General features: G+C 70.2%; 31 protein-coding genes. 17 read left to right on the forward strand and 14 right to left on the reverse strand.

The features are described from left to right. The 4 genes from AB0I32_RS03485 to AB0I32_RS03500 form a co-directional block, all read right to left on the reverse strand. Positions 1 to 1,227, reverse strand: coding sequence for a Dyp-type peroxidase (locus AB0I32_RS03485; protein WP_357502911.1), 1,227 nt, complete (start codon positions 1,225 to 1,227; stop codon positions 1 to 3). Then, on the reverse strand, positions 1,227 to 1,862 hold the full coding sequence (locus tag AB0I32_RS03490) for a copper chaperone PCu(A)C (protein WP_357502913.1): 636 nt from the start codon (positions 1,860 to 1,862) through the stop codon (positions 1,227 to 1,229). Before AB0I32_RS03490 ends, AB0I32_RS03485 begins: the two co-directional genes overlap by 1 nt. A 23-nt stretch (positions 1,863 to 1,885) precedes the next feature. Then, positions 1,886 to 2,539: a copper resistance CopC family protein gene (locus tag AB0I32_RS03495; protein ID WP_357502915.1), complete on the reverse strand. Its 654-nt coding sequence runs from the start codon at positions 2,537 to 2,539 to the stop codon at positions 1,886 to 1,888. Positions 2,540 to 2,684: 145 nt separating this feature from the next. Continuing rightward, entirely contained in the window at positions 2,685 to 3,323 is a 639-nt protein-coding gene (locus AB0I32_RS03500) for a hypothetical protein (protein ID WP_357502917.1), read from the reverse strand. Positions 3,324 to 3,821: 498 nt separating this feature from the next. Between AB0I32_RS03500 and AB0I32_RS03505 the strand changes: the two genes are divergently transcribed. Further along, positions 3,822 to 4,133, forward strand: coding sequence for a hypothetical protein (locus AB0I32_RS03505; RefSeq protein ID WP_357502919.1), 312 nt, complete (start codon positions 3,822 to 3,824; stop codon positions 4,131 to 4,133). A 32-nt stretch (positions 4,134 to 4,165) separates the two neighbouring features. On the opposite strand, the gene AB0I32_RS03510 is transcribed toward AB0I32_RS03505, so the two are convergent. Then, positions 4,166 to 5,065 (reverse strand): LysR family transcriptional regulator, encoded by a 900-nt coding sequence (locus tag AB0I32_RS03510; RefSeq protein WP_357502921.1) that lies wholly within the window; start codon positions 5,063 to 5,065, stop codon positions 4,166 to 4,168. A gap of 71 nt (positions 5,066 to 5,136) precedes the next feature. On the opposite strand from AB0I32_RS03510, the gene AB0I32_RS03515 reads away from it, so the two are divergent. The 3 genes from AB0I32_RS03515 to AB0I32_RS03525 are packed head-to-tail and all read left to right on the forward strand — an operon-like array spanning position 5,137 to position 6,788. After that, on the forward strand, positions 5,137 to 6,078 hold the full coding sequence (locus AB0I32_RS03515) for an EamA family transporter (protein ID WP_357502923.1): 942 nt from the start codon (positions 5,137 to 5,139) through the stop codon (positions 6,076 to 6,078). Between the two features lie 48 nt (positions 6,079 to 6,126). Further along, a complete protein-coding gene (locus AB0I32_RS03520; RefSeq protein ID WP_357502925.1) occupies positions 6,127 to 6,537 on the forward strand; it encodes a DoxX family protein in 411 nt (136 codons plus the stop codon). A gap of 50 nt (positions 6,538 to 6,587) precedes the next feature. Beyond that, entirely contained in the window at positions 6,588 to 6,788 is a 201-nt protein-coding gene (locus AB0I32_RS03525) for a hypothetical protein (protein WP_357447393.1), read from the forward strand. A gap of 49 nt (positions 6,789 to 6,837) precedes the next feature. Here the strand turns inward: AB0I32_RS03525 and AB0I32_RS03530 are convergent, their stop codons facing one another. Together AB0I32_RS03530 and AB0I32_RS03535 are read right to left on the reverse strand one after the other, a co-directional pair. Next, entirely contained in the window at positions 6,838 to 8,085 is a 1,248-nt protein-coding gene (locus AB0I32_RS03530; protein ID WP_357502927.1) for an MFS transporter, read from the reverse strand. 9 nt (positions 8,086 to 8,094) lie between these two features. After that, positions 8,095 to 8,613 (reverse strand): MarR family transcriptional regulator, encoded by a 519-nt coding sequence (locus AB0I32_RS03535; RefSeq protein WP_357502929.1) that lies wholly within the window; start codon positions 8,611 to 8,613, stop codon positions 8,095 to 8,097. Positions 8,614 to 8,703: 90 nt separating this feature from the next. Between AB0I32_RS03535 and AB0I32_RS03540 the strand changes: the two genes are divergently transcribed. Genes AB0I32_RS03540 through AB0I32_RS03550 form a run of 3 tightly spaced genes read left to right on the forward strand, consistent with a single transcriptional unit; the run spans position 8,704 to position 10,672 of the window. Then, entirely contained in the window at positions 8,704 to 9,327 is a 624-nt protein-coding gene (locus tag AB0I32_RS03540; protein ID WP_357502931.1) for an NADPH-dependent F420 reductase, read from the forward strand. After that, positions 9,324 to 10,235, forward strand: coding sequence for a VOC family protein (locus AB0I32_RS03545; RefSeq protein ID WP_357502933.1), 912 nt, complete (start codon positions 9,324 to 9,326; stop codon positions 10,233 to 10,235). Before AB0I32_RS03540 ends, AB0I32_RS03545 begins: the two co-directional genes overlap by 4 nt. Before the next feature lie 53 nt (positions 10,236 to 10,288). After that, positions 10,289 to 10,672, forward strand: coding sequence for a YciI family protein (locus AB0I32_RS03550; protein WP_357502935.1), 384 nt, complete (start codon positions 10,289 to 10,291; stop codon positions 10,670 to 10,672). A 34-nt stretch (positions 10,673 to 10,706) separates the two neighbouring features. Here the strand turns inward: AB0I32_RS03550 and AB0I32_RS03555 are convergent, their stop codons facing one another. The 3 genes from AB0I32_RS03555 to AB0I32_RS03565 are packed head-to-tail and all read right to left on the reverse strand — an operon-like array spanning position 10,707 to position 12,971. Continuing rightward, on the reverse strand, positions 10,707 to 11,489 hold the full coding sequence (locus AB0I32_RS03555; RefSeq protein WP_357502937.1) for a MerR family transcriptional regulator: 783 nt from the start codon (positions 11,487 to 11,489) through the stop codon (positions 10,707 to 10,709). Beyond that, a complete protein-coding gene (locus tag AB0I32_RS03560; RefSeq protein WP_357502939.1) occupies positions 11,486 to 12,316 on the reverse strand; it encodes an alpha/beta fold hydrolase in 831 nt (276 codons plus the stop codon). Before AB0I32_RS03560 ends, AB0I32_RS03555 begins: the two co-directional genes overlap by 4 nt. 46 nt (positions 12,317 to 12,362) lie before the next feature. Continuing rightward, a complete protein-coding gene (locus tag AB0I32_RS03565) occupies positions 12,363 to 12,971 on the reverse strand; it encodes a TetR/AcrR family transcriptional regulator (protein WP_357502941.1) in 609 nt (202 codons plus the stop codon). 120 nt (positions 12,972 to 13,091) lie between these two features. On the opposite strand from AB0I32_RS03565, the gene AB0I32_RS03570 reads away from it, so the two are divergent. Continuing rightward, positions 13,092 to 13,967: an alpha/beta hydrolase gene (locus tag AB0I32_RS03570; protein WP_357502943.1), complete on the forward strand. Its 876-nt coding sequence runs from the start codon at positions 13,092 to 13,094 to the stop codon at positions 13,965 to 13,967. A gap of 100 nt (positions 13,968 to 14,067) precedes the next feature. On the opposite strand, the gene map is transcribed toward AB0I32_RS03570, so the two are convergent. Further along, the gene (map, locus tag AB0I32_RS03575) at positions 14,068 to 14,844 is read right to left on the reverse strand and encodes a type I methionyl aminopeptidase (RefSeq protein ID WP_357502945.1); all 777 of its coding nucleotides are present in this window, start codon (positions 14,842 to 14,844) and stop codon (positions 14,068 to 14,070) included. 67 nt (positions 14,845 to 14,911) lie between these two features. On the opposite strand from map, the gene AB0I32_RS03580 reads away from it, so the two are divergent. Continuing rightward, complete coding sequence (locus AB0I32_RS03580; RefSeq protein WP_357502948.1) at positions 14,912 to 15,214, forward strand: helix-turn-helix transcriptional regulator; 303 nt, start codon at positions 14,912 to 14,914, stop codon at positions 15,212 to 15,214. Between the two features lie 90 nt (positions 15,215 to 15,304). On the opposite strand, the gene AB0I32_RS03585 is transcribed toward AB0I32_RS03580, so the two are convergent. Further along, a complete protein-coding gene (locus AB0I32_RS03585; protein ID WP_357502950.1) occupies positions 15,305 to 16,147 on the reverse strand; it encodes an alpha/beta hydrolase in 843 nt (280 codons plus the stop codon). A gap of 110 nt (positions 16,148 to 16,257) precedes the next feature. Between AB0I32_RS03585 and AB0I32_RS03590 the strand changes: the two genes are divergently transcribed. The 3 genes from AB0I32_RS03590 (at position 16,258) to AB0I32_RS03600 (ending at position 20,807) form a co-directional block, all read left to right on the forward strand. Further along, a complete protein-coding gene (locus AB0I32_RS03590; protein WP_357502952.1) occupies positions 16,258 to 19,011 on the forward strand; it encodes an AAA family ATPase in 2,754 nt (917 codons plus the stop codon). 96 nt (positions 19,012 to 19,107) lie between these two features. Beyond that, positions 19,108 to 19,932, forward strand: coding sequence for an alpha/beta hydrolase (locus tag AB0I32_RS03595; RefSeq protein WP_357502954.1), 825 nt, complete (start codon positions 19,108 to 19,110; stop codon positions 19,930 to 19,932). 50 nt (positions 19,933 to 19,982) lie between these two features. Then, positions 19,983 to 20,807, forward strand: coding sequence for an alpha/beta hydrolase (locus tag AB0I32_RS03600; RefSeq protein WP_357502956.1), 825 nt, complete (start codon positions 19,983 to 19,985; stop codon positions 20,805 to 20,807). 105 nt (positions 20,808 to 20,912) lie between these two features. Here AB0I32_RS03600 and AB0I32_RS03605 read toward each other — a convergent pair whose 3' ends face one another. Then, a complete protein-coding gene (locus AB0I32_RS03605; protein WP_357502958.1) occupies positions 20,913 to 21,722 on the reverse strand; it encodes an SDR family oxidoreductase in 810 nt (269 codons plus the stop codon). Further along, positions 21,719 to 21,928, reverse strand: a complete 210-nt coding sequence (locus AB0I32_RS03610) for a hypothetical protein (protein ID WP_357502960.1) — start codon at positions 21,926 to 21,928, stop codon at positions 21,719 to 21,721. The genes AB0I32_RS03605 and AB0I32_RS03610 overlap by 4 nt, the downstream gene beginning before the upstream one ends. A gap of 48 nt (positions 21,929 to 21,976) precedes the next feature. Here AB0I32_RS03610 and AB0I32_RS03615 point away from each other — a divergent pair, with 48 nt between their 5' ends. From AB0I32_RS03615 to AB0I32_RS03635, 5 genes are all read left to right on the forward strand, one after another. Then, the gene (locus AB0I32_RS03615; protein WP_357502962.1) at positions 21,977 to 22,564 is read left to right on the forward strand and encodes a hypothetical protein; all 588 of its coding nucleotides are present in this window, start codon (positions 21,977 to 21,979) and stop codon (positions 22,562 to 22,564) included. Then, entirely contained in the window at positions 22,561 to 22,707 is a 147-nt protein-coding gene (locus AB0I32_RS03620; protein WP_357502964.1) for a tautomerase family protein, read from the forward strand. Before AB0I32_RS03615 ends, AB0I32_RS03620 begins: the two co-directional genes overlap by 4 nt. 86 nt (positions 22,708 to 22,793) lie before the next feature. After that, positions 22,794 to 23,786 carry a phosphotransferase gene (locus AB0I32_RS03625; RefSeq protein WP_357502966.1) on the forward strand — a complete coding sequence of 331 codons (993 nt, stop codon included), beginning with the start codon at positions 22,794 to 22,796 and terminating at the stop codon, positions 23,784 to 23,786. A gap of 247 nt (positions 23,787 to 24,033) precedes the next feature. Beyond that, positions 24,034 to 25,005, forward strand: coding sequence for an ABC transporter permease subunit (locus AB0I32_RS03630; RefSeq protein ID WP_357502968.1), 972 nt, complete (start codon positions 24,034 to 24,036; stop codon positions 25,003 to 25,005). Positions 25,006 to 25,035: 30 nt separating this feature from the next. Continuing rightward, positions 25,036 to 25,956 carry a carbohydrate ABC transporter permease gene (locus AB0I32_RS03635; RefSeq protein ID WP_357502970.1) on the forward strand — a complete coding sequence of 307 codons (921 nt, stop codon included), beginning with the start codon at positions 25,036 to 25,038 and terminating at the stop codon, positions 25,954 to 25,956. The last annotated feature ends 61 nt before the right edge of the window (positions 25,957 to 26,017 follow it).

Here is a 26,017-nt window from a genome sequence, read left to right on the forward strand (position 1 = left end):
TCAGGTGAGAAGGGTTTCACCGACAAAGCCGCCCTCGGCGCACCCCGGCGGGATGGCGAAGACGGCCGAGCCGATCGGCACTGTCCATTCGTTGAGCAGGTCGAGCTGGTCCAGGCGTTTCTGGATCGGGACGAACTGTCGGTCGACGTCGGCCTGGAACGAGACGAAGATCAGTCCCGACAGGGAGACCGCCTCCCCGATGGGCCGGTCGTCGTAGTTGTAGGCGCGCCGGAAGATCCGCTCGGCGGCGTTCTCGCTGCGCGCGCGGCGCACGTGGGAGAACTCCGGGATCACCGGGAACCCGATGGGCGTGGTGGCCTCGAAGTCGGGCTCGTCGAACTCGTCGGTGCCGGTCAGGGGCGCACCGTTGGACAGGTAGCGGCCCACCGACTGCTCGCGCCCGCCGCGGTCGAGCCGGTCCCACTTGTCCAGGTCCATGCCGATGCGGCGCACGACGGCGCTCGTCCCGCCCGCCAGCCACCCGTCGCGATTCCACACGACCTGGTCGAAGTCCGCGGTGCCGGGCGCCGGGTTGGACGTGCCGTCGACCTGACCGAACAGGTTGCGCATGGTCGTGCCCGGCCGGACGCTGCCGTGCGCGCGCCGGAACCCCTGCTGGCTCCAGCGCACCGAGGCAAAGCTCCGGGTGTCCTTGAGCAGCATGCGAGCGGTGTGCGCGACGGCGAGGGGGTCGTCCGCGGCGATCTGGAGCAGCAGGTCGCCGTCGCTGAACTCGGGCAGCAGCCGGTCGACGGCGAACGCGGGCAGCGCCTTCAGCCAGCCCGGCGCGATCCCACGCGCCCGGGCGACGAACCCGGGACCGAACCCGAACGTGACGGTGAGCCGCGCAGGGACCGTCGCCAGCTCGGGCTCGGAGTCCGCCAGCGCGGGGCTCCCCTGCGTCAGGCGCGCGGCGTCGTCGGTGAGGATGCGCATCATCCGCACCAGGTCCTCGCGGGTGGTGCCGTCGAGCAGGTCGAGCGCGACGAACAGGCCGTGGGCCTGGGCGGCGGTGTCGATCCCCGCCTGGTGCGTGCCGTAGAACCGCACGGTCTGCTCGCCGTTCAGCGCCACCCGCTCGGCGGAACCGTCGGACGTGGCGCTCACGGCGAGGTCAGCGCCGATGGCGGCGGCCGCGCCGACACCGGCGACAGCTCCTCCGAGGAGGAACTGCCGCCGGGTCGACCCGGCCCGGCCGGAGCTCACGCTCTTACCGGGCCCAGTCATCAGCGGTCCGTGCCCGTGCCGTCGGCACCCATGCTGTCGGCGTCGCCCATGTCCGTCTCGGCGTCGCCGCCCACGTAGTTCTCGTTCGCCCCCGAGAAGTCCTTCACGGGCGCCGTGAACTCATAGGTCGAGTCGTCGGCGAACGTGAGGGTGAACGCGACCTCCTCGCCCGCCTCCAGCGGGTCGGTGAGGTCCATCAGCATGATGTGGCTACCACCGGGCGCCAGGGTGAGGGTGTCGCCGGCGGGGATGACGAACCCGCCCTCGATCTCCCGCATGATCATCTCCCCGGACTCGTTCTCCACGGTCTCGTGCAGCTCGAGCATCGAGGACGCCTCGGTGGTCGCGGAGACCACCGTGACGTCGTCAGGCCCCGCGTTGGTCAGCTCGCCGAACGCGGCGGACATCCCGGAGTCGGCCGCCTTCACCCAGCCGTCGGAGAGCGTCACGTCCTGGCCGGCGGGTTCGGCCGCGCCGTCGGCGCCGTCGGGCGACGCGCCGGCGGTGGTGCCGCAGCCCGCGAGGGCCAGGGCGACCGTCGCGAGGACGACGCCCGACCGGAGGCCGGTCTTGCTCTGGGTCTTGCTCTGGGTCTTGCTCTGGGTCTTGCTCTGACGAAGGGTCAGCAGGTTCATCACGGGAATACCTCTCACACTGATCACACCGATTCCGAGGAGCTCGGCTCGTCGCCGGGCTCCTCGGCGCCGCCCACATCGCTGCGGCGGCGCAGGAACTGGACAAGTACGAGCAGGGCCACCGCGACGGCGGCCCCGCTCGCGCCGACGAGGGCGACCCGCCAGGGCCCCTCGTCCTCCTGTGCGATCTGAGTCTGCGTACTGCTCTGCGCGTCGGTCCCCGGCACGCTCGCCTCGCCCGGCTCGGCGGCACCGGGCCCAGCGGCGCCTGGTTCGACGCCGCCCGCCCCGTCGGCCAACGGCTCCCCGTCGCCGACGGTGAACGGGACGACACCCGTGATCGGGTGCCCGTCGGACGACACGACCCGCCAGCGGATCTCGTACCCGGCGTCGGGCATGCCCGGGTCGAGCACCGCCGTCACCGTGGGGCCGTCGACCGTCGGGACGGCGGACACCCACTCGGTGCCGGCGGCGTCGGAGACGACGACGGCGGCACCCATGTCCAGGACGTCGGCGGAGAACGTCAGGGACACCTCCGCCGGCGCCTCGGCCAGCTTCTGGTCGGACGTGGGGTCGCTGGAGATCAGCCTGTCGTGGGCGGACGCGGGAGCCGCCGTCGCGCACAGCGCGACGACAGCCACCGCGAGCCCGGCCACGAGGGGACGGGATCGGGGCATGGGAAACCTCTCCTCCGACGTCGCACAGCGACGTCAGCACGCACAGGGACACGGGGTCCCCGCTCGCCGCTCGGGTGCGCACGGAGTGAGCACAGGGCGAGCACGGAACAGACCACGGGCACCCGATGTGCCCGTGATGCGGAGCTCAGACCGCGTGCGGTGCGGGAGGTCCCCTGCGGAGCAGAGGGGAAAGCTGAGGGCTCGGGTGCAGCGACCGGAAGGTCGCGGCGACGACGCCGGGCAGGGCCGGGAGCACGAAGGAGCCGACGTGGTCGACGACGGCGCGCCCGCCGAGCAGCCAGGCGGCCGCCCGCGCGGCGAGCTCGCGCAGGCGGAGGAGCATCAGCTCCCCGCGGTACAGGACCGCGATCGTGACGACCGCGGCCAGGCCGTGCGACAGCCACATCGAGGGGTCGGCTTGCGCCATCTCGGTGGCCTGCCCGGCGGCCGGCGCCGGCGGCGTCATCATGCCTTCGTGCCCGGCGTGCACGCCGGACCCCGCGAGAGCCGGCCGGGATCCTGCCGGGGTGCCCAGCGTGAAGAGCACGTGGAAGAACAGCTGACTCGCGACGACCGAGGCCGAGAGCCCGGCCAGCGACAGGCGCCCCGACCAGGCGATGCAGATAGGCAGCGACAGAGCGAGCGGAACGACGATGCCCAGCAGGCCGGGCATCTCCCCGCCGCCGGCGATGTGCGAGATGAGGGCGACGAACGTGGCCGAAGACGCAGCGAGACCACCACGCAACGCGCGCGCACCCCTGGTGCGGTCGTCGCGTGCGGGCATCTGGTCGCCCTCCGTCTCACGGTCGGCCAGGTTCCGGCAGCTCGGTACGACGCCGTGGCCTGGAAAGTGTCGAGCGAAGCCTAGCCGCCAGGGGGCTCCCAGAACAGCACCGATCCGACATACTGGCGGCGACCGGGCGCCCTGCGCCCGCAGCTCGTCGTGCCGGGTGGGGTGCCACGAGATCGGTCAGTTGCACGCGGCTCGTAGTGAGTTCGGTCGGTTGCTCTGAGATCGGTCCATTGATTGACCGATCTCAGAGCAACCGACCGAACTCGAACTACGGCCGAAGCAACTGACCGATCTCGCGACCCCTGGGCCGTATGAGGTGCAGGACCACGGTCTCGATGAGGCCGAGCACGATCAATCCCGCCGACCACGCCCACCACACGCGCCGTGCGCCCAGCCCTGGCCGCATGGCGATAGTGTCGCGCGGGCGCCCGCACCGAGGGACCAGGATGCCGGGCACTGACATCAACAAGATCGGGGAGGCGGGCAGCTATGGCGGTGGACATCTCGCTCTACCGGGTCGATCAGCCGGGAACGAGCCCCCGGCGAAGGAAGCTGACGCTGCTGGGGTCCTACTCCGACCGTGGTGACGTGCTCGCGGAGGCGTGTGCGGCGACGTCGCTTCCGATGATGGTGCGGGTCAAGCCCTACGGGTCCCTGGTGCTGCTGCCAGGAGACATGGAGCAGTTCGTCGACGAGCTGCGCGAGCTCCAGCTCGAACCCTCAGCCAAGGCGGAGATCCTCGCGCTCGCCAGGGCCTGTGCGGCAGACCAGAACACGGAGCTGCACCTCGACGGAGACTGACCGGGTCGGGCTGCGCGCCGGCACGGCAACCCTCAGCCGACGACCTCCCGGCCCACGTCCCGCAGCGCGTCAAGCACCGTCCTGACCGCGAGCCGTTCGGCCCGGTCGGGCCGCAGGATCGCGACGATCCACCGCGCGGCGTCCATCCCGTGCACCGGCCGCAGGACTATCCCGGCGCCGGGCGTGGTGCTGTACCGGGGGAGCACCGCCACGCGGTCGCCCGACGCGACGAGCGCCTCCACCAGGCGGTTGTCGCGGAGCCGCTGGACCACCCGGACGGGAGTACCCGTCACGGTCTCGACGGCGATGCGCAGGTCGTCGAACGGGTAACCGAGCGGCACCCCGTACCACTCGTGGAGCACCAGGTCCTGCGCCGTGACCCGCGCCTTGGTCGCCAGCACATGGTCGGCCCGCATGGCGATGTCGAGCGGTTCGCGGAGCAGTGCCGCGGTGACCAGGTGCTCCGCTCCGGCGGGCACGGGTCCGGTAAAGCTGTGGCCGACGACGATGTCGTGGTCGGCCACGATCCTCGGATACTCCGACTCGGCGATGTCGACGTCGGTGCACTCGAGGCTGACCGCCGTGTCCGCGAGCCGGCTCAGGACCTCGGGCAGCAGGACCGCCGCCGCGCTCGGCAGCGCCGCCAGGCGCACGGTGCCCGACGCCGAGCCCAGGTACGCATCCCACCTGGCCTGCACCTGGGCGATCGTCCGCGCGACGTCGCGACCGCCGTCGGCCAGGAGCCTGCCTGCCTCGGTGAGCCGCACGCCCCGGCCGTGCGGCTCCACCAGCGGGATCCCGCCCAGCTCGCGCTGGGCCGTGCGGAGCTGCTGCGACACGGCCGACGGCGTCCGGTGGGTCGCCGCCGCGACCGCCGTCACCGACTGCCGGTCGGCGAGCTCGCGGAGCAGGTCGAGATGACGAGGATTCATGAAGGCAACCTACAAGGACCTGTAGAAAGTTTCGCTTGTCCTTCAGAGCCGCCGCCGCACACACTCGGGCCATGCCGATCTCGCACCGCCTGCTCGCCGTGTCCGTCGCGGTCATGTGGGGCCTCAACTTCATCGCGATCGACGCCTCGCTCGGTCAGTTCCCGCCGTTCCTGCTCGTGGCGCTCCGGTTCGCGATCATCGCCGTCCCGACCCTGCTCCTCGTGCCGCGTCCGCAGGTGCCGGTGCGCTGGCTGCTCGGGTACGGCATCGGCTTCGGCACGCTGCAGTTCCTGTTCCTGTACTGGGGGATGGCCGTCGGCATGCCGACAGGGCTGGCGTCGCTGGTGCTGCAGTCGTCGGCGCCGTTCACCGTGCTGCTCGGCGCGGTCGCGTTCCGGGACCGGGTGTCCGCACGGCAGCTGGTCGGGCTGGCCGTGGCGACGCTGGGGCTGGCAGTGGTGGGCTGGTCGCAGGCGCAGGCCGCCGCGTTCGCACCCTTCCTGCTGGTGCTGGCCGGCGGGTTCGGCTGGGCGATCGGCAACGTGTCCAACGCGCGGGCCAGGGCGGCGAACCCGCTGCACCTCACGCTGTGGATGTCGGTGGTCCCGCCCGTGCCGATGTTCGCGCTGTCCCTGGCGGTGGAGGGTCCGGACGCGATCACCGCCGCGTTCGTCCCCGGACCGCACCTGGTTCCGGCGCTGGTCGGGCTCGTCTACACGGTGCTGATCGGCACGCTGGTCGGATCCGGGATCTGGACATGGCTGATGGCCCGGCACCCCGCCGGCGTCGTCGCTCCGTTCTCGATGCTGGTCCCCGTGGTGGGACTCAGCGCGTCGGCGGTGCTGCTGGGCGAGCACATCGAGGTCGCGACCGGGCTCGGTGCGGCACTGGTGATCGGTGGTGTGCTCTGGGGGTCGTTGCGCAAGACCGGCGCTCCGGCCTCTCCGACCTCGGGCGGGAGCGTGGAAACTGTGGCCCCGCCGCCCTCGACGCGAGAGCCGGTCGGGTCATAAAGTGTGAAGGAATCGTGAGCGACTGTAGGTCCTCAACCGGAGGCGACCATGGACGTCGTACTGCTGATCGGCCGGGTGCTCTTCGTAGCGCTCTTCCTCGGGAGCACCGTCGGCCACCTGACCCAGACGGACAGCATGGCCGGCTACGCGGCGTCCAAGGGTGTGCCGATGGCGAAGCCGGCGACCATCGTCAGCGGTGTGCTGATGCTGCTCGGTGCGCTGTCCGTCCTGCTCGGCGTCTGGGGTGACCTGGGCGCGCTGCTCCTCTTCCTCTTCCTCGTCCCGACGGCGTTCCTCATGCACGGGTTCTGGCGGGAGACGGATCCGACCGCCAAGCAGATGGAGATGGTCCAGTTCAACAAGGACGTGGCGCTCGCGGGCGCGGCGCTGGCGTTCTTCTGGGTGTTCAGCCAGGATCCGGGCCTGACCCTCACGGGACCGCTGTTCTCGATGGGCTGACCAGTACGTCTTCCCATGACGACTCACCACAACTCACCTCGGAGGCAGTCGTGAAGTCAGGTCTGATAGTGCTCGGCGCCGTTCTTCTCCTCATGGGCGCCGTCTTCGCCTTCCAGGGACTCGGCTACCTCGCAGGCAGCGCGATGACGGGCGTGACGCTGTGGGCGGTCGTCGGCCCGATCCTCGCCGTCGTCGGAGTCGTGCTCATCATCTGGGGCGCACGAGCGGGCAGGCCCGGTAAGCACAGCTGACACAGGGTGTGGCGCTCGGGCGGCGCTGGCAGGGCTCGGCGGGACGGCCTCAGGCGGCCGGCCCGTCGGCGTCCTCCAGCTGCTCCGGGTTGGGCAGCCCGGCCAGGAACCGGAACGACACGAGCGCGACCAGCGTCGCGATGCCGCCCGCGATCAGGAACGGCGCGCGCAGGTCGATCCGGCCGAGCAGCCCGCCCAGCAGCGAGCCCAGCGGCATCGTGCCCCAGAGCAGCGTGCGCCACGTGCCGTGGACCCGGCCGAGCAGCCGGCTCGGGATCGCGGCCTGGCGCAGCGACATGACGAGGATGTTCCACGCCGTCGTGCCGCCTGCCGACAAGAAGTAGCCGAACGCGACGACGCCGAGCACGGGGACCGCGCCCATCAGGACCAGTGCCGCGAGCGAGAGGGTCTGCGCGACGGCCATCACCGGTCCCGCCCCGAACCGCTCCTTGAGCCGGTTGGCGACCGACGCCGCGCCGAGCGAGCCGACCGCGCCGGTCAGGATGAACGCCCCGTACCAGGCCTCCGGCAGGCCGAGCCGGTTCAGCACGTAGAGCACCATCGTGGCCGTGGCGGCCGAGAAGCACAGGCCGATCACCACGCTGATCAGCCAGAGCCTCCGCAGCATCGGGTTGCCCATGATGTACCGGAACCCGTCGGTGAACTGCCGGTACCAGGCGACGTGCGGCACGCCGCTCGGGTCGGTGTGGTGCCTGCCCGCCGCGGCGAGCGGCAGGAACACCGCCATGACGGCGGCCACCGCGTAGGTCAGCACGTTGATCCCGAGCGGCACCACCACGGAGACCGCGAACAGCGCCGAGGTGAGCGGGCCGGACAGGAACTGCTGGACGACGATCTCCCCGGCCTCGACCCGCGAGTTGGCACGGGGCAGGTCCCGCTTGGCGGCGATCGACGGCAGGACGGCGCGGAGTGCGCCGTCGTACACCGTCTCGAACGCCCCGTACGCGAACACGACGCCGTAGAGCCACCAGATGGTGAGCTGGTCCGTGGCGAAGAGCGCCAGCATGAGGACCGCGAGCAGCGTCCGGACGCCGTTGGCGATCGTCATGGCGCGCCGCCGGTCGATCCGGTCCAGCAGGATCCCGGCGGGGATCGAGAAGATCAGCCACGGCAGCATCGCCACGGCGGCGATCCCGGAGACGAGCAGCGGGTCGTCGGTCAGCCGCGCCGCCAGCAGGGGAGCCGCCACCCTTGCGATGCCGTCGCCGAGGCTGGAGCTGACGTTCGCGATGATGACGTTCCTCAACGCCCGCCCGAGCGGCTGCCTGTTGCTCACGACGCGAGCCTATGGGGCGATGGGTCGGCTCTCGCCAGTCCGCGAGGCCGCGGGTGTGCCCTCAGGGGGTTCCTCGGCCAGGCGGCCCGCGATCGTGCCCGTGATCTCCGCCAGGGCGTCGAGCTGCTCGGGCGTGAGCGCGTCGATGACCAGCCGCCGCGCCGTCGCGATGTGCCCGGGAACGGAGTGGATCAGCTCGCGTCGGCCGGCGCTCGTCAGGCCGACGTTGGTGGCGCGCCGGTCCTCGGGGCAGGGGGCGCGGGTGATGAGCCCGCGCTTCTCCAGGCGCCCGCACACGTGGGACAGCCGGGGCAGGGTGGAGACGGTGGCCTCGGCGAGCGCCGTCATCCGCATCGTCGGCCCGTCGCTGAGCTGGAGACTGGAGAGCACGACGAACTCGAAGTGCGTCAGCCCGGAGTCGCGCTGGAGCTGCCGGTCCAGCGCGGCCGGCAGCAGCTGGAACACGGTGGTCAGGCCGAGCCAGGCCGCCGACTCCTGCTCGTTCATCCGGGGTACGCGTCGCTTCACGTGCCCCATCCTAGCGTTTAGTTGACGCGACAAGTAATCGGTGCGAGACTCGGAGCGTTGGTTGTAGGAACAACTATTTTGGGAGCGCACATGACCACGGTCACCGTCATCGGAGCAGGAAACTTCGGCAGTGTTGTTGCGGGTATCGCGGCGAAGGGCGGGACCGGCATCCAGGTGCTCGCCCGCGACGTCGAGAAGGCGCGCGCGGTCGCCGGCCCGCTGGGCGGCACGGCAGGCACCGTCGGTGACGAGGTGACCGGCGACATCGTCGTGCTCGCGGTGCCCTACGGCGCCGTCGCGGACCTGGTCGAGGTCTACCCGAGCGCGTTCGACGGCAAGGTCCTCGTCGACGTCACCAACCCCGTCGACTTCAGCACCTTCGACGACCTCGTCGTCCCCGCCGACTCCTCGGCGGCGAAGCAGCTGCAGGACGCCGTCCCCGGCGCGAAGGTCGTCAAGGCGTTCAACACGAACTTCGGCGGCACGCTCGCGAGCGGCGAGATCGGCTCCGTGCCGACGACGGTGCTCGTCGCCGGTGACGACGCGGGCGCGAAGCAGACGCTCGTCGAGCTGGTCACCGCGGCCGGGCTGCAAGGGCTGGACGCCGGTTCGCTCAAGCGGGCCAGGGAGCTGGAGTCCGTCGGCCTGCTGCAGATGACGCTCGCAGGCGCCGAGAAGATCTCCTGGGGCGGCGGCCTCGCAGTGATCTCATGAGCACGCCGAACATCGTCCCCGCGTGGCGGCAGGGCAGTGTCGCCACCGCGGGGACGGCGCCCGACGGCACCCGGATGGACACCGTGGAGCTGCTCGTCCGCGACCTCGACGCCATGACCGCGTACTACCAGGACGCGGTGACCCTCGACGTCCTCGACCAGTCGGGCGCGAACGCGACGCTGGGCCGGGGCGGCGTGCCGATCATGGTGCTCCGCCAGGAGAAGGCCCTGCCGGGCGCGGACCCGCGCGGCGCCGGGCTCTATCACACGGCGATCGTCTTCGAGGACGAGCGGCGCCTTGCCGCGTCGCTCGCGTCCATGGCGCAGCGGGTGCCGGAGACCTACACCGGCAGCGCCGACCACCTGGTCAGCGAGGCGTTCTACTTCACGGACCCCGAGGGCAACGGCGTCGAGCTGTACCGCGACCGCCCCCGCGAGGAGTGGACGGTCCGTCCGGACGGGACCGTCGCCATGGCCAGCGAGTACCTCGACCCGAACCAGTTCCTGCGGCAGTGGCACGACCCGGCGGCGTCCGACACCGGTCCGTCCGCCGCCATCGGGCACGTGCACCTGCAGGTGGGCGACCTCGTGTCGGCGCGCCGGTTCTACGTCGACACGCTCGGGTTCGACGTCACCGCGCAGCTGGGGGATTCCGCCCTGTTCGTCTCGGCGGGCGGCTACCACCACCACATCGGCATGAACACGTGGCGCAGCGCGGGGGCGGCGCCGCGCGCCTCGACGCTCGGCCTCGGCGACGTCCGGATCCTCGTCCCCACCCGGTCCGACGTCGAGGCCCTTGCCGACCGCCTCCGGTTCCACGGCATCCCGACGTCCGACGACGGTGCGACGCTCCGTTTCGCGGACCCGTGGAACACGCGGCTCGCCGTGTCGCCGGAGACCGAGGGCTGATCGGCGGGCCGGTCGGCGGGCCGCTCGGCGGGTCACGGTCGTAGCCTGGTCGTATGCCGCGCGATCCGAACATCCCCGACGCGTTCGACGTCTACACGGTGGTCGTGCTCCGGCGCCCGCCGGACGCGCCGGAGATGTCGGACGAGGAGCTGGACGCGCTCCAGGCGCGCCACCTCGCGTACCGCGCCGAGCTGGCCCGCCGGGGCACCCTCGTCGCGAACGGCCCGTTCGACGCGCAGAGCGACCAGTCCTACCGCGGCATGTCGATCTTCGCGTGCGACGCCGCCGAGGCCGCGCGGCTCTCCGACGCGGACCCGTCAGTCCTGGCGGGCCGGCTCGCCTACGACGTCATGGAGTGGTGGGTGGGCGCCGGCTCGCTCGCCTTCCCGCACGCCGGCGGGCCGGTGGGCGACCGCCGGTCGATGCCCGACGACTGAGCGGTCGCGCGCCCGGCCCGGCCCCGACGCCTCGTCACTGACGAGGGACCGGCACGCCCGCGGCGCGCAGCCTGTCCTCGACGAGCGCGGTCAGTCGGGCCGACGTCGGCCACTCCTCCTGGCCGTGGGTGTTGACGATCCCGTACCGCGTGGCTGTGTCGGGCCGGGCCCGGAACCCCGCGGGCATCGCCAGCAGCTCGGGCTTGGCCAGCAGGTTCGCGGCGAGGGCCGAGGCCAGCTCCTCGACCCGCGGGTCGTCCGGGTCCCAGGACAGGGCCTCCCAGCTGCGCTGGGTCAGGTCGACGAACTCGGGGTCGTCGAGCCTGTGTTCCAGCTGGGTCACGAAGCTGTCGAAACCCTCCGGCACCAGCGCCCGGAACAGCACCAGCGCCTCGCGCTGGCCCGCGACGTAGTCGGGGCTGAGGCCGAGCTCGCGCATCCGCTCGAGGACCGCGCAGGCCCGGTCGGGGAGCAGCGCCCGGTCGTCGGCGAGCCGGTGCAGGGTGTCGCGGCGGGCGACCAGCTCCTCGATCTGGTCGGTCAGCCGCTGCTCGACGTCGGTGAGGGACAGGGCGAACCGCTCGGCGTCGGCGTCGAGCATGCCGCCGATGTCGGCGAGCGGCACCCCCGCGGCGGCCAGCGTCCGGACCTGCACGAGGCGCAGCAGGTCTTCCGACCCGTACCGCCGGTACCCGGAGACGTCCCGGTCCGGCTCCTCGACCAGCCTGAGCTTGTGATAGTGCCGCACCGTCTTGATCGTGACGCCTGCGAACGCCGCCGCCTGGCCGATGGTGATGCCGCCCGCCTCCCTGCTCATCGCCCGGTCCGGCCCTGCGTGCTCACGGTGGCGGCGAGCTCACGGACGACGGCGGCGACGGCGGGGGAGTCCTTGCGCAGGATGCTGCCGTGGTTGCTGGCCACCTTCGCGCCCACCTTCAGGTTCGGGTTCTCGACCAGCAGCGGGTCGAGGGTCTTGCGCATCTGTTCCTGCAGGTCGTCGCGGCTGCCCATGCCCTCACCGGACGCCACGACGTACCGGACCGGGATCGGCACCGTCTCGAGGATCGGCGTGAGGGCGGCGTGCAGCAGGTGTGCCTCGATGGCGACCTCGACGTGCTGCTCGCCGGAGAAGCGCGCGGCCATACCCAGCCGGGCGGCCAGCGGGATGAACAGCCGCATCCGGCGGAACACCTTACGGATCTCCTCGTGCTCGGCTGCCGTGGTCCAGCCGACCGGGAACGGGCCGTCGACGCCGACCACACCCAGGGCGCGGTCCGGGCTGCGGTGCGCCCAGTGCACCCCGAGCAGCGCGCCATAGGACCAGCCCACGAGCAGGACCTGGTCCACGCCCCGGGCCGCCAGGACGGCGTCGAGGTCGCGGAGGCACGCCTCGAACGAGTAGTCCGCCGAGAGCTTCGACCGTCCGCGGGCGCGCTCGTCGAAGGCGATGTGCCGGTAGCCGTCGCCGAGGTCGGCGATCACTCGCTTCCAGTGCCGCTGCGAGGCATAGGAGCCGTTGAGATAGATCACGGGAAGGCCGGCGCCACCGGTGTCGGTCACTGCCAGCTCCGTGTCGTCGACGGGGACCATGCCGGACCAGGAGGCGTTGTTCGGACGGGGTGCGTTCGTGTCGAGGTTGCTCATGCGACGAGCCTCCGGGTTGACCTCGGGTCAAGGTCAAGCCCCGGCATCAGACGTGCTCTTCGGCCGGCGGTTGCCAGCTGGCGCTGTGTCGGTCCAGCTCCGCGGTCAGGTTCTCGAACGCCGCCCGGACGCGCTCCTCGTCGTCGGTGACCAGGAGGTCGACGAGCAGACCGCGCAGCGTCGAGAGCAGCGACGTCGCCAGCACGGAGGCCTCCGGCTCCGGGCAGCCGTGGCGCACCAGGCCCGCGGCCAGCAGGGCCGTCCGCTGCTGCATCGACCGCGCCACGGCGTCGCGCAGCTTCGGGTTGTCGTGCATGGCGTGCCCGGTGATCGCGGTGAACAGCCGGATGTAGCGCCGCCCCTCGTCCGACGTCGCCCGCCGCCAGATGGTCTCCAGCGGTTCCGGGTCGTCGTCGACCAGGTCGGGCAGCGCGAGCGTCTGGGCGAGGACCAGGTCGACGATCGCGGCGACCAGGTCGTCCTTCGTCGAGAAGTGGTGCACCAGCGTCGCGTGGCTGACGCCGACCGTCTGGGCCACCTTGCGCAGCGACAGACCGGCCAGGCCGTGGTCGAGTGCGTGCTCGGTCGCGGCGCGCAGGACTTCTCCACGGCGATGTTCGAAGCGCAGCTTGCGGCCGTCCACGTGCTCGTTCACCCTCCGACCCTAGTCAACGACCGCCGTGCATCAATCTCAAGAATGTCTTGACCGAGTGGTAGAGCTACTTTATCGTCGGTTCGGTCAGTTGTTGTCTCACCGATCTCGAAGGGGCGATTCATGAGGCATCTGATCCGCAAGGCTGGTGCAGCGCTCGTCACAGGGCTGCTGCTCACCGGCACCGCCGTCGTGGGCCTGCCGGTCGCGCAGGCTGCCGACAACCCGTACGAACGTGGTCCCGATCCGACCGTGTCGAGCATCGAGGCTCGCCGTGGTTCGTTCGCCGTCGCCGACGTGAGCGTCTCGCGTCTTGCTGTCACCGGTTTCGGTGGCGGCACCATCTACTACCCGACCAGCACCGCCGAGGGCACGTTCGGAGCGGTGGCGGTCGCACCCGGCTACACCGCCTCGCAGTCGAGCATGGCCTGGCTCGGCCCGCGGCTCGCGTCGCAGGGGTTCGTCGTCTTCACCATCGACACGAACACCACCTCTGACCAGCCGTCCTCGCGTGGGGACCAGCTCCTGCGGGCGCTGGACTACCTGACGACGCGCAGCGTGGTCAGCAGCCGGATCGACGCCGACCGGCTGGCCGTCATGGGCCACTCGATGGGCGGCGGGGGATCGCTCGAGGCGGCCAAGGACCGGCCGTCGCTGCAGGCCGCGATCCCGCTCACGCCGTGGAACACCGACAAGACGTGGCCCGAGGTCAGCACGCCGACCTTGATCGTCGGCGCGGAGGACGACTCGATCGCTTCCGTCCGCTCGCATGCGGAGCCGTTCTACCAGTCGCTCCCCAGCGGTGCCGACAAGGCGTACCTGGAGCTGCGCGGTGCCAGCCACTTCGCGCCGAACACGGACAACACGACCATCGCCAAGTACAGCATCTCCTGGCTCAAGCGCTTCGTCGACGACGACCTGCGCTACGACCAGTTCCTGTGCCCGGCGCCGTCCACGAGCACGACGATCAGCGAGTACCGGAGCACCTGCCCGTACTAGGCCCTCTCGCCTGGGCCCGTCTCCGTTGGTCGAGCTTGTCGAGAGCCATCAAGGTCTCGACAAGCTCGACCAGCGAAGGAGGCTCGACCACCGAGGAGGGCTATGCCGGCCTCGGGAGCGTGAGGATCTCCGCCCCGTCCTCGGTGATGGCGATGGTGTGCTCGCTGTGCGCCGTCCGGCAGCCCGTCGCGCTGCGGAGGGTCCAGCCGTCGGCGTCGGTGACCAGCTCGTCGGTGTCCGACATGACCCAGGGCTCCAGCGCGAGCAGCAGCCCGGGCCGCAGCTTGTAGCCGCGGCCGGGCCGGCCCGTGTTCGGGACGTGCGGGTCCTGGTGCATCGTCGATCCGATGCCGTGCCCGCCGAACTCGACGTTGATCGGGTACCCGGCCGCGCTGAGCACCGCGCCGATGGCGTCGGAGATGTCACCGATGCGAGCCCCGGGGCGGGCGGCGGCTATCCCGGCCCGCAGGGCGCGCTCGGTCGTGTCGATCATGGCGACGCTCTCGGCCGGCCTGGTGTCGCCGACGATGAAGCTGATGGCGGAGTCCGCGGCGATGCCGTCCAGCGAGACGGCGAGGTCGAGGGTCAGCAGGTCGCCATCGGCGAGCTGGTAATCGTGCGGCATCCCGTGGAGGACGGCGTCGTTGACGGCCGTGCAGATGTAGTGGCCGAAGGGTCCGCGCCCGAAGGACGGCGCGTAGTCGACGTAGCAGGACTGCGCACCGGCGTCGACGATCATCGCCTTGGTCCACCGGTCGACGTCCAGCAGGTTCGTGCCGACCACGCACCGCTCGCGCAGCGTCTGCAGGATGGTGCCGACCAGGGTGCCCGCACCCCTGGCCCGGACCAGCTCGGCGGGGTTCAAGATCTCGATCATGGGATGCCCTTCGCACGTCTTCCAATAACTATCCCGGCCATACTATCCCGGTACTATGATCGGAAGCATGGTCAGGTTGCCGCTCACACCCGCGGAGGTCGAGCGCGGACAGCGTCTCGGCGCCCTTCTGCGTCGCGCCAGGGGCGAGCGTTCGATGCTCGAGGTCGCGCTCGACGCCCGCGTCTCGCCCGAGACCCTCCGGAAGATCGAGTCGGGTCGTGTCGCCACCCCGGCCTTCCCGACGGTCGCGGCGATCGCAGAGGTCCTCGGGCTCTCCCTCGACGCGGTGTGGGCAGAGATGAACCCCGCCGACGACGGCGTGGGTTCCGCCAGGACGGGTCGTAACGCGCGGGAGTGGTTGGCGTCGTAGATGCACGCGGTGCGGGCAGCAGCGGTTCAGGGCTCTCGCGGTGACCACCGGAGGGTGGACACCGCGAGAGCCCTGGCGGTAGTTCGCTCGTCAGCTGCGTGCGGCGTCGAGGATGACCCGGGTAACCGCCCCGGGCTGGGACATCATGACGACGTGCGAGCTGTTCACGTGGACCGTGGTGGCTCCAGCGCGTTCGGCCATCGCCCGTTCGGCCTCTGGCGGGATGATGCGGTCCTGGTTGGCGACGACGTACCAGCTGGGAATCTCTTCCCAGGCCGCCGGGCCGGAGGCGAGGAGCAGCGCACCGAGGGCGCCGGGACGCTGGCTGGCGGCCATGAAGCGGGCCTTGTCGCGAGGAAGGTCCTGGGCGAAGAGCCGGTGGAACCAGGCGGGGTCGATGTAGGCGTCGGCATCGTTGGGCGGCGCTCCCGGGTACGGGCGCAGGACCAGGTGGTCGGTCACCACGGTGTGGCCGCCGCCGAGGGTGTTGGCGGTGGCCACGTTCTCGCCCTCGGCAGGGGCGTAGGCGGCGACGTACACGAGTGCTTTGACGTCCGGGTCGCCGGTCGCGGCGTTGGTGATGACCGCGCCGCCGTAGGAGTGCCCGACGAGCACGATGGGGCCGGGGACGGTGTCGAGGAACTGGCGCAGGTACTCGCCGTCGGACACAGGCCCGCGCAGCGGGTTGGAGAACGCCAGGACCGGGTAGCCGCGGTCGGTCAGGCGGTCGGTGACGGCTTCCCAGCCGCTGGAGTCGGCGAACGCGCCGTGCACCAGCACGATGGTGGGCTTCGGGCCGGGGACCGGGTAGCCACTCTGACCGCCGTGCGTGCCGGCGGGCGAGGTGGAGCCCGCAACAGGTGAGAGTGCGAGCAGTGCCGTGGCGAGTGCGGCGATCAGAGCGGTGGGGCGGGTGATGCGTCTCCTGGTCATCAGGGGGCCTCCTGTCGGGGTGGGGACAGAAAAGATCATCCGCATCCGGCCGGGTGAACTGGACCACGTGAACCGCGTAGTCTCTCGCCGCCGGTCCTACCGTGGAGGGCATGGAAAATGCCGATGTGCTCCTGGGCCGTGATGACGAGCAGCGTCGGCTGGCCGCGCTCCTCGGCGCGGCGCGCAACGGACGCGGCGGCTCCCTGCTGGTCCTGGGGGAGCCAGGAATCGGAAAGACCTGTCTCCTGACCGAATCGGCACGGCAGGCGAGCGTCGACGTGATCCGGCTGGATGGGTACGAGTCGGAGTCGGCGATGCCGTTCGCCGCCGTACAGCGGCTGGCCACCACACTGCAGAGACACCACGCGGCGCTTCCAGAACGTCAGCGGCAAGCGGTACAGGTCGCGTCCGGTATGGCTGATGGTCCGGCACCGGACCGGTTTCTGGTCGGTCTGGGTGTGCTCGGGCTCCTGGCGGCGGCAGGTTCGGACCGGCCGGTGGTGTGCGTGATCGACGACGCGCACCTGATCGACTCGGAGAGTCTGGACGCTCTCGCGTTCGTGGCTCGTCGGCTCGCGGTGGAGCACGTCGCAGTCGTGTTCGCGGGCCGCGACGGGGAGGGGTTCGCGGACCGGGTGGGTGGCGTTCCGCAGCTGGTGCTGTCTGGACTCGACCTCGCCACCGCCGTCCGGCTGCTGAACCGGTCGGCGACGATGCCGTTCGCGCCGTCTGCGGCTGCGGCGATCGCACGCGCGACCGGTGGCAACCCGCTGGCCCTGATCGATCTGGCCGGTGACGCGCTCGTGCACGAGCTACCCGACCTGGGACTGGATGGGACACCGGTGCCCGTAGGCCAGCACCTCGAGGCGCACTACGTTCGCCGGGTGCGGCAGACAGGCCCCGGCGTCCAGCCCTGGATGCTCCTGGCCGCCGCGGACTCGACGGGAAACGTCGACCTTCTGACCGCGGCGGCGGCGAACCTGGGGCTCAGCCCCGACGGCGGCGACCGAGCCGAGATCGCCGGCCTCGTGGAGCTCGAACCTGTCGTCCGGTTCCGGCACCCTCTGGTGCGTTCTGCTGTGTACAACGCCGCACCCGGCGCCGAGCGCCGCCGGGTGCACGACGCCCTCGCCCGAGCGGCGGGCCGGCTCGGGCTCGTGCAGACCGAGGCGTGGCACGCCGCTCGTGCAGTGCTCGGGACCGATCCTGACGTGGCCGACCGGCTGGCTCATTCCGCGGATCTGGCGGCTCGGCGTGGTGGCCTGGCCTCGCAGGCGACCATCCTGACCCGCGCGGCCGAGCTCACACCATCCGGACCGGTGCGCGATGCACGTCAGGTCGGTGCGGCGGAGGCAGCTCTGGCGGCCGGGGCGATCCACGTGGCCCACCGCCTCGTCGACCAGACCGACCATCCCATGGCCGACGCTGTCACCCAGGGACGAGCCATCTCCGTGCGCACTGCGCTCGGACTGTTCTCTGGCGGCCCGGACGGGGTGCGGGGGGCAACGGCCGGGAATCTGCGGGCGGCCGACGCTTTCCACGGGCACGATCCCGAGCGAGAGCAACGAGCGCTGCTCAGTGCGTTTCACACCGCTTGTACCGCCGAACGAATGATCCTGGGCACGACCCCTGACGCCCTCGGCCACCGCATCGTCGCGGGCGCCGGAGTGGCCGACGGCCCTGCATCGGCCATCCTGCTCGGCCTCGGCGCACTGGCCCTCGAGCCCTACGAGCAGGCAGTCGTGCCCGCCCGGGCGGCGCTGGATGCAATCCTTGCGCTTCCCGATCACGACATGATGCAGATGGGCTCGGTGATCGCCTCCCTCGGGACATTCCTGTGGGACAACGAGGGACGTACCGCCGCTCTCGCCCGAGCAGCTGCCGCTGCTCGCGATGCCGGAGCGCTGCAGCTGGTCGACTCCCTGCTGTGGATCATGGCGCTGTCCGAGCTGTGGGGCGGCACCCTGCGTCGCGCCGTGACGTACGACGAGCTGGTCCGCGAGGTGCGCCGCGCCATGGGCTACGACGCGGAGAACGTCATCAACGCCGCCGTCATGGCCTGGACCGGGTCACCGCTCGAGGTCGTGGCGGCGATCGCCGACGGAGCGGACGCGACGGGGTTCGGCGGCGTCAGCTCGTCAGCGCGCGCGTCGGTCGCGGTGCGCCACCTCGCGGACGGGAAGTACCAGGAGGCGTACGAGCAGCTGACCCCGCTCGTCACCGACGCGTTCCTGCACACCACACCCACCTACTACCCCGACTATGCCGAGGCCGCTGCACGCAGCGGGCACCACGACGATGCCGAACGGGTCGCGACACTGCTCGCGCGGACAGCCGACGCGAACGGCTCGCCCTGGTGCTTCGGGCTCGCCCAGCGTGCGCTGGCCCTGCTCGGCACAGAGGACGCCGAGCCGCACTACAGGGCCTCGATCGAGGCGCTAGGCAAGACCGGTGCCGAGATGGACCTGGCGAGGTCCCACCTCGTCTACGGGGAATGGCTGCGCCGTGCCCGCCGACGCCGCGAGGCCGGCGAACAGCTCCGGCTCGCCCTCAAGCACTTCCGCCACAGCGGCGCCGACCTGTTCGTCGCGCGGACGACCGCTGAGCTGGCGCCCCTCACCGACTCCGGTGACATCGACAACTCACCGCGGGTGTTCGACCTGACGACGCAGGAGCACACGATCGCACAGCTCGCGGCGATCGGGCGCACCAACTCCGAGATCGCCGCGAACCTGTTCATCAGCCCCAACACGGTCGACTACCACCTCCGCAAGGTCTTCCAGAAGCTGGGTGTGTCTTCCCGACGTCAGCTCGCCGACCGCCTCACACCGACGCCGACCGAAGAGGATCCCGCCACTTCGTAGTCGGGGACGGACTACGAGGATCACGTGGTCCGGACCTACCGGGCCCCGAGGCAAGGTCGAGCTGTCAGAGCTCGACCGATACCGAGGAGGCCCACCATGCCTTACATCACCACCGACGACGGCGCTCAGATCTTCTACAAGGACTGGGGCACCGACGGCACGCCCGTCCTGCTCAGCCACGGCTGGCCGCTCAACTCCGACGCGTGGGAGGCGGCAGCGTTGTTCCTCGCCGAGCACGGTCACCGCGTCGTCGCACACGACCGGCGCGGCCACGGCAGGTCCAGCCAGAGCTGGCAGGGCAACGAGATGGACACGTACGCCGACGACCTCGCCTGCCTGATCGACGCCCTCGACCTGCGCGACCTGACCCTGGTCGGCCACTCCACCGGCGGCGGCGAGATCACTCGTTACGTCGGCCGCCACGGGACCGCCCGTGTGGCCAAGCTGGTGCTGGTCTCAGCGGTCCCGCCGCTCATGCTGCAGACCGACGACAACCCCGACGGGCTGCCGATCGGGGTGTTCGACGGGATCCGGGCGGGAGAGAAGGCTGACCGGTCCCAGCTCTACCGTGACCTGGCCGACGGCCCGTTCTTCGGCCACAACCGGCGCCAGGACGTCGACCAGGGGTTCCGCGACGCGTTCTGGCTGCAGAGCATGGCCTCCGGCCACCGTGGCGCCTACGAGTGCATCGCCGCGTTCTCCGCGACCGACTTCCGTCCCGACCTGGCGAAGATCGACGTCCCGACGCTGGTCATCCACGGCGACGACGACCAGATCGTGCCCTTCGACGTCGGCGGCAAGCGGTCCGCCGCGCTCATCGACGGAGCCACGCTGACCGTCTACGAGGGCAGCGGCCACGCGCTGCCCGACACCGACAGAGACCGCCTCCACGCCGACCTTCTGGCGTTCATCGACGCCTGACCGGCGTCGGACCGTTCACCACCGGACCCTTCACCACGAGGAGCAGCAGCATGAATGCAGCACAGCCTGACACCGTCGTCCTGGTCCACGGCCTCTGGATGACCCCGCGCAGCTGGGAGGGCTGGATCTCCCACTACGAGGCCAAGGGCCTCAAGGTCCTGGCCCCGGGCTACCCGGGCTTCGAGATCGAGGTCGAGGCCCTGCGGGACAACCCCGAGATCATCGCCGACCTGACGGTCCCCGAGACCGTCGACCACCTCGCCGCCGTCATCGAGGCACTGGACAAGCCGCCGATCATCATCGGCCACTCGTTCGGCGGCACGCTCACCCAGCTCCTGCTCGCCAGGGGCCTCGGTGCCGCGGCCGTCGTGGTGGACTCCGCACCCACAGAGGGCGTGCGAGTCAACCCGCTGTCCCAGGCCAGGTCCTTGTTCCCCGCGCTGAAGAACCCCGCAAACCGGCACCGCGCCGTCGGGTTCACGCCCGAGGAGTTCCACTACGCGTTCACCAACACCCTCTCGGCCGAGGAGTCCCGGCGGGTCTGGGAGCGGTACGCCATCCCCGCCCCGGGCAACTGGGTGTGGGAGTACGGCCTCTTCGCCAACTTCAAGCCCGGCCCCCAGGAGACCTGGGTGGACTACACCGCAGACCGAGCCCCTCTGCTGTTCATCGGCGGCAGCGAGGACCACATCATGCCGCCCTCGGTGAACAAGTCCAACGCCAAGCACTACGCCAAGTCGCCCGCGATCACCGAGTACTACGAGTACGAGGGCCGCGACCACTGGACCTGCGCCGCACCCGGCTGGGAGGCCGTGGCCGACCACGCCCTCACCTGGGCGCTTGCGCACGCGACGGCGAGCGACCCCGCCGTCTGACCTGCGTCGGCCCAGCTTCCCGCCGCACACGGTGGGCCCACCCGTACCGCGCAGAAGGCTCGCGGGTGGGTCCACGGTCCCGAGACCGAGCCCGGCTCGTTGCGTTCAGTCCACCAGCGCGCCGCCGGTCAGGTTCACCACCGTGCCGGTCATGGCTCGGGCGCGGTCCGAGGCGAGGAAGGCTGCGGTCTCCGCGACGTCGGCGAGCGTCGGCAGCCGCTTGAGCAGCGTCCCCTGCTGCATGGCGTCCTCCAGGAGCTCGTCGATCGACTGACCGGACGCAGCCGCCGAAGGCCCGAAGACGTCCTTGGTGTAGGAGCCCGCGGCGACCGCGTCGACGACGGCGTGCGGACGGATGTTGATGACGCGGATGTCGTGGGGAGCCAGCTCCGCGGCCAGCAGCCGGGAGAACGCCTCCTTGCCGGCCGCGCTCACGCCGTGGCCGAGGATGCCCTCGACCGCTAGCTTCGCACCCGGCTCGGACAGGTTCAGGATGACGCCGGGGCGCTCGCCGCCCATGTGCCGTGCCACGGCCTTGCTCGTGATGAAGAGCGTCCGCAGGAACCCGTCGATGGGCCGCATGAACTCCTCCAGCGAGAGGTCCGCGAGCGGCGTCCCCTGGTCGTGCATGACGCTCACGGCGTTGAGCGCGACGTCGATATGGCCGGCCGTCGCGGCGACGGCGGTGGCGTGACGCTCGACCGCTTCCGGGTCCGCGGCGTCGACGAGCGCCGTCTCGACCTTTCCGCCCGCAGCCGTGATGTCGCGCGCCACCGCGTCGAGCTTCGCCTGCGTCCGTCCGGCGATGAACACCAGCGCACCCTCCCGGGCGAACACCCGCGCGACGGCGCCGCCGATGGCGCCCCCTCCGCCGTAGATCACGGCGTTCTTGTTCTCCAGTAGCAGTCCGCTCATTGCTGTTCTCCAGGGGTTCGGGAGTGGTAGTCGGCCCAGGTACGACGGCGGGTGGTGGGGAAACTCATCGCGTGGGCTTCCGGGAGGCGGGGCGAGCGGCTCATGACGCCTCGTTCGCCGATGCAGGTGCCGTAGACGTACGTCGGAACGGTCGAGGTGGTCTCGGTCATCGCGTACCGGCGCGTCCGCTCCCGGATCGGGGGCATGGCCGGGAGCATGGGTCGACTCGACGGACGGGCTGAGGGAGCAGAGCCATGGGATTGACCGGACATGTCGTCGTCGCGCGGAGCGACGGCCCCCTCGAGCAGGTGTCGACGCTGGTGTCGCTCACGCCGCCAGGGTCGCCTGAGGGTGGCGTGACCTCGCGGTGGCCGGTCACCACGGGGTGGCAGGCGGTGGAGATCACCGCCGGCTACTGGGACGAGATCCGGTTGAAGGAGCTCATCGAGCTGGTCCGGGTGACGGGCGCTCCGGCGAGCAGCGCGTGGGTCCTGGACAGTGACTGCGCGATCGTGACCGGCCTGGCGCCAGGCGGCAGACCTTGGCGTGTAGGGCTGAACGTCGACACGCTCGTCGAATACGGACAGTACGATCCAGAAGCGATCCTGTGCACCGACGACACGGACATCGAGGAGTACGGCGACCGCATGCGGGCACACGTCCCGCACGCCGCCGCCGACCTCCTGGCCTGGGCGGCGGCAGCCGGATTCACCGGAGCGTCCCAGCGGGAGATCGAGGACCTGCTGCGGTCGACCTCCGTCTTTGCCGAGGACATTTGGGAGGACGTCCTCGTAGCGCTCGGCTTCCCGCTGCCGTGGACCGAGGCCCCTGCATCCTCGTGAGCGAGGCCGCGACCTACGCCCGCGTGATGCGGATGGAGCCCGACACGATCCGGGTGGTCATCCAGGAGATCCCGCGCGAGAACTGGGGCGTGGGCGGTGTGACGCTCGCTGATTCGGGTCAGGACGAGAGTCTTCCGCGGTAGCGCAACCTTTCGCCGGGCAGGCGGAGGGTTCGGGAACCGAGTATTCCGTTGCCGGCCGAGGCCGGAGCCCGTGAGGCTGTCCGTCGATGATGCCGTTGACCGAGATCGATCGTCTGAAGCGAACAGTCACCCCCGCGTGGGAGAGCCCGGTCGCTGACCAGGTCGCAGCGGCATGGGGGTACCCGGCCGGGACCGCGAAGTGGTGGCGTTCCAGCGCCTCCCATGTGTTCGTCCTGCCCGACCCGCGAGGGAAGCGGTACCTGCGGTTCGTGCCCGATGCCTACCGGGACGCCGGCGCGGTAGTGCCGGTAAGCGTCCTCATGCACCGGCTCGCTGCGGGCGGTGCGGCAGTGGTGAGCCCTGTTCCCACCGAGACGGGCGGCCTGACGGCGACGGTGCAGACGGCGCTGGGCACCATGCACGCCATGGTGGTCGAGGCCGCGGCGGGACAGGAGATCGACGCGGAAGACCTCACGGACGACCTGGCGCACGAGTGGGGCCAGGCTCTTGCCCTGGTGCACGACGGCGCGGCCGGAATCGACGACGGCCTCCCGGACGCCTTTGCCGAGCTGGCCGAGATCCCTGACCGGTTCGCCGAGGATCCCGCGTTCGTGAAGGCCGCCGCCCGGCTGGCCGACCGGCTCGCGCGCCTGCCGCGGGACCGATCGCGGTTCGGGGTGGTGCACGGCGACTTCGAGCTGGACAACCTGGCCTGGGACGCAGGCCGGGCGACAGCCTTCGACTTCGACGAGGCGGCGCTGTCCTGGTACGCCGCCGACGTCGCCTACGCCCTGCGCGACCCGACCGGTCCTGACGGGGAGCCGGACCCCGCCCGCAGGCACCTCGTCCATGCGTTCGTCGCCGGGTACCGCGGCGTGCGGGCACTCGATGACGCCGACCTGGCGAACCTGCGGCTGTTCGCCGGCGCACACGCGGCCTGCTCGGCGGTCCGCATCGCCCGTGCTCTCGAGTGGTCCGGAACTGACGAGCCGGAGTGGAGAGCGGAGCTCCGCGCCGACCTGACCGGCATGGCGGGCGCACAGCGGGACCTCGCTGTCTCTGTCGCCGAGCGGAACTAGCCGCCGTCCCGGCCGGATCCGGGCCCCGCACGCGGCCGCCCCGGGCGTCCAGCCCTTTTCGCGGCATACGTTCCACCGTTACGGAACCGTGATTTCCAGTGCTTGACCGAACAGAGGCATGCCCCCTACCCTCATGTTCACGTTAACTTGTTATCGTTAACATCGGGCAACGATGCCCAGCGGCCTTCAACGGAGAGTGGCGCATGACAGAGATTCCGGTCGTCGAACCGGCTGAACGGCGATGGCTATGGCAGTCACGCTGACGGGGCCGGTCGTCCAGTCCGAGACGCTGACGGTGAAGAAGCCGAAATCGCTGCTGAAGAGCATCGCCCGCAACAAGGTGCTGCTCCTCATGTGCCTTCCGGCGATCGTGTTCTTCCTCGTCTTCAGCTACGGTCCGCTCCCCGGTGTGTGGATCGCCTTCACGAGCTTCAACTACCGGGACGGGATCTTCGGCAGCGAGTTCGTGGGAATGCGGAACTTCGAGTTCCTCATCCAGTCCGGGCAGCTGTGGCAGCTCACGCGGAACACGCTGCTCTACAACCTGGCCTTCATCATCCTGGGCAACATCCTGCAGATCGCGCTGGCGATCATGCTGAACGAGATCAGGTCGAAGTACTTCAAGAAGATCAGCCAGGCCATCATGTTCCTGCCGTACTTCATCTCGGTGGTCCTGGTCGGCGTCATCGCGTTCAACCTGCTCAACTTCGACACCGGTGCGATCAACGCGCTGATCGAGCAGACGGGCGGCGACCCGATCAAGATCTACAGCACGGCGGGCCTGTGGCCGATCATCATCATCCTGTTCCAGCTCTGGCAGAGCACCGGCTACGGATCGATCGTCTACTTCGCGGCCATCATGAGCATCGACAACTCGTTGTTCGAGGCCGCTGCCATCGACGGGGCCTCGGCCTGGCAGCGCATCCGCTACATCATCCTGCCGAGCCTGAAACCGACCTTCATCATTCTTCTGCTGTTCTCGCTCGGCGGGATCATGCACGGCAACTTCGGGCTGTTCTGGAACCTGGTGGGCAACAACGCTGCTCTGTTCTCCACCACCGACATCATCGAGACGTCCGTCTACCGCATGATCCTCTCGCAGAACAACTTCACCTCGTCGACGGCCGTGGGGCTCTACCAGTCCCTGTTCGGGTTCGCCCTCGTGATGCTGGCCAACTGGATCGTCCGAAGGATCAACAAGGACTATGCGCTGTTCTAACCTGCGCCGTTCTGACAGAGAGGGGGCGTGATGAGTCACGTCGTCGCAGTGAAGCGGCCGAGGAAGGTCAGGCTCGACAAGAGCGACTACATGCTGCGGGGTATCTCCTACTTCACGGTCACGCTCTTCACCTTGTTCTGTGCGCTGCCTTTCATCATGATCGTCTCCGCCTCCTTCTCCAGCGAGGGCGCGATCATGAGGGAAGGGTTCGGGCTGCTGCCCAAGGAGTTCACGCTCGACGCCTACGAGTACATCTTCCGGGCCCCCCGGCAGATCATCGGCTCGTACGTCGTGACCATCCTGATGACCGTGTGCGGTACGGCGCTCGGGCTGTTCATCATCGCCATGACCGGATACGCCCTCCAGCGGCGTGACTTCCCCTTCCGGAACTGGATCTCGTTCTTCATCTACTTCACGACCCTCTTCTCCGCGGGCCTGGCGCCCACCTACCTCTGGGTGGCGCGTGATCTCGGGCTCAAGGGAAGCTACCTGGCGGTATTCCTCCAGCTCCTGATGACCCCGTGGCTCATCATCCTGATGAAGAACTTCGCGCGGTCCATGCCCTACGAGATCATCGAGTCCGGAAAGGTCGACGGCGCGGGGGACTTCCGGATCTTCCTGCAGCTCGCGCTCCCGATGATGAAGCCGGCGCTGGCCACTCTCGGCCTCTTCCTGGCGCTGGGCTACTGGAACGAGTGGTATCTCTCCTCGCTGTATCTGGGCAGCACCGTCGAGTTCAAACCGCTCCAGTACCACCTGTACAACATCATCAACACCGCGAATGCGCTCAGAAACTCGGTGGCAGGCTCGAACGTGAGCATCACCGAACTGCCGAGCAACACCCTGAAGATGGCGAGCGCCGTCGTCGCCACCGGGCCGATCGTGCTCCTGTACCCCTTTGTCCAGAAGTATTTCGTCTCCGGAATCACGGTCGGGGCCGTGAAGGGCTGACGCCCACTTTCATGAGTGCTCGGAACATCCGCAAGAACATCTGCAGTACGAACCATGATTC

It is taken from the genome of Promicromonospora sp. NPDC050249, assembly GCF_040656015.1.
Classification (GTDB): Bacteria; Actinomycetota; Actinomycetes; order Actinomycetales; family Cellulomonadaceae; genus Promicromonospora.

Bases quoted from the DNA above. Each gene is read 5' to 3' on its own strand.
- AB0I32_RS03485 (WP_357502911.1), bottom strand. From the start codon at position 1,227: ATGACTGGGCCCGGTAAGAGCGTGAGCTCCGGCCGGGCCGGGTCGACC.
- AB0I32_RS03490 (WP_357502913.1), bottom strand. From the start codon at position 1,862: ATGAACCTGCTGACCCTTCGTCAGAGCAAGACCCAGAGCAAGACCCAG.
- AB0I32_RS03495 (WP_357502915.1), bottom strand. From the start codon at position 2,539: ATGCCCCGATCCCGTCCCCTCGTGGCCGGGCTCGCGGTGGCTGTCGTC.
- AB0I32_RS03500 (WP_357502917.1), bottom strand. From the start codon at position 3,323: ATGCCCGCACGCGACGACCGCACCAGGGGTGCGCGCGCGTTGCGTGGT.
- AB0I32_RS03505 (WP_357502919.1), top strand. From the start codon at position 3,822: ATGGCGGTGGACATCTCGCTCTACCGGGTCGATCAGCCGGGAACGAGC.
- AB0I32_RS03510 (WP_357502921.1), bottom strand. From the start codon at position 5,065: ATGAATCCTCGTCATCTCGACCTGCTCCGCGAGCTCGCCGACCGGCAG.
- AB0I32_RS03515 (WP_357502923.1), top strand. From the start codon at position 5,137: ATGCCGATCTCGCACCGCCTGCTCGCCGTGTCCGTCGCGGTCATGTGG.
- AB0I32_RS03520 (WP_357502925.1), top strand. From the start codon at position 6,127: ATGGACGTCGTACTGCTGATCGGCCGGGTGCTCTTCGTAGCGCTCTTC.
- AB0I32_RS03540 (WP_357502931.1), top strand. From the start codon at position 8,704: ATGACCACGGTCACCGTCATCGGAGCAGGAAACTTCGGCAGTGTTGTT.
- AB0I32_RS03545 (WP_357502933.1), top strand. From the start codon at position 9,324: ATGAGCACGCCGAACATCGTCCCCGCGTGGCGGCAGGGCAGTGTCGCC.
- AB0I32_RS03550 (WP_357502935.1), top strand. From the start codon at position 10,289: ATGCCGCGCGATCCGAACATCCCCGACGCGTTCGACGTCTACACGGTG.
- AB0I32_RS03555 (WP_357502937.1), bottom strand. From the start codon at position 11,489: ATGAGCAGGGAGGCGGGCGGCATCACCATCGGCCAGGCGGCGGCGTTC.
- AB0I32_RS03560 (WP_357502939.1), bottom strand. From the start codon at position 12,316: ATGAGCAACCTCGACACGAACGCACCCCGTCCGAACAACGCCTCCTGG.
- AB0I32_RS03570 (WP_357502943.1), top strand. From the start codon at position 13,092: ATGAGGCATCTGATCCGCAAGGCTGGTGCAGCGCTCGTCACAGGGCTG.
- map (WP_357502945.1), bottom strand. From the start codon at position 14,844: ATGATCGAGATCTTGAACCCCGCCGAGCTGGTCCGGGCCAGGGGTGCG.
- AB0I32_RS03580 (WP_357502948.1), top strand. From the start codon at position 14,912: ATGGTCAGGTTGCCGCTCACACCCGCGGAGGTCGAGCGCGGACAGCGT.
- AB0I32_RS03585 (WP_357502950.1), bottom strand. From the start codon at position 16,147: ATGACCAGGAGACGCATCACCCGCCCCACCGCTCTGATCGCCGCACTC.
- AB0I32_RS03590 (WP_357502952.1), top strand. From the start codon at position 16,258: ATGGAAAATGCCGATGTGCTCCTGGGCCGTGATGACGAGCAGCGTCGG.
- AB0I32_RS03595 (WP_357502954.1), top strand. From the start codon at position 19,108: ATGCCTTACATCACCACCGACGACGGCGCTCAGATCTTCTACAAGGAC.
- AB0I32_RS03600 (WP_357502956.1), top strand. From the start codon at position 19,983: ATGAATGCAGCACAGCCTGACACCGTCGTCCTGGTCCACGGCCTCTGG.
- AB0I32_RS03605 (WP_357502958.1), bottom strand. From the start codon at position 21,722: ATGAGCGGACTGCTACTGGAGAACAAGAACGCCGTGATCTACGGCGGA.
- AB0I32_RS03610 (WP_357502960.1), bottom strand. From the start codon at position 21,928: ATGCCCCCGATCCGGGAGCGGACGCGCCGGTACGCGATGACCGAGACC.
- AB0I32_RS03615 (WP_357502962.1), top strand. From the start codon at position 21,977: ATGGGATTGACCGGACATGTCGTCGTCGCGCGGAGCGACGGCCCCCTC.
- AB0I32_RS03625 (WP_357502966.1), top strand. From the start codon at position 22,794: ATGATGCCGTTGACCGAGATCGATCGTCTGAAGCGAACAGTCACCCCC.
- AB0I32_RS03630 (WP_357502968.1), top strand. From the start codon at position 24,034: ATGGCAGTCACGCTGACGGGGCCGGTCGTCCAGTCCGAGACGCTGACG.
- AB0I32_RS03635 (WP_357502970.1), top strand. From the start codon at position 25,036: ATGAGTCACGTCGTCGCAGTGAAGCGGCCGAGGAAGGTCAGGCTCGAC.